This is a genomic window from Rhizobium sp. A37_96, from assembly GCF_053521765.1.
Map to the genome: position 1 here is coordinate 1 of NZ_JBNWDS010000056.1, position 653 is coordinate 653.

Genomic DNA, 653 nt, shown 5'->3' on the forward strand with positions numbered 1-653 from the left:
TCCTCAAGCGGAGCCTCCTCATTGCGGCGTTGGTTGCTGTTGTTGGGGTTGGCGGGGATTTTGGCTATCGCTACTGGACGGTGGGGCGTTTCATCGAATCGACCGACGATGCCTATGTGAAGGCCGATTACACCACGATCGCTCCGAAGGTCGCCGGCTATATCAAGGATGTCTTGGTCAACGACAATGACACGGTCAAGGCCGGCCAGGTGCTTGCCCGCATCGACGACCGCGACTTCCAGGCCGCCCTCTCCCAGGCAAGGGCCGACCTCAAGGCAGCGGATGCGGCAATCGCCAACATCGACGCGCAGATCCTGCTGCAGCAATCCTTGATCGGCCAGGCCAGGGCAACGCTCGACGCCTCGCAGGCCTCGCTCGACTTCGCCCAGTCCGATGCCGCCCGCCAGGCCCGGCTGATCAGCAACGGCGCCGGTACGCAGTCGCGCGCCGAAGAGACGCAATCGGCCAGCAGGCAGGCTTCCGCCGCCGTCGAGCGCGACCGGGCCGCCCTCGTCGCCGCGCAGAACAAGGTGCCGGTGCTGCAGACCCAGCGCGACCAGGCCGCCGCCCAGCGCGACCGCGCCGCCGCCGCCGTCCAGCAGGCCGAGCTCAATCTGTCCTATACGAACATCGTCGCCGCCGTCGACGGCACG

1 protein-coding gene is annotated in these 653 nt (G+C 67.1%); it reads left to right on the forward strand.

Annotation, left to right across the window (positions count from 1 at the left end):
- Window positions 1-653: HlyD family secretion protein (locus ACQZ6J_RS33900; protein WP_449087240.1), on the forward strand; the 653-nt coding region annotated here is incomplete at both ends.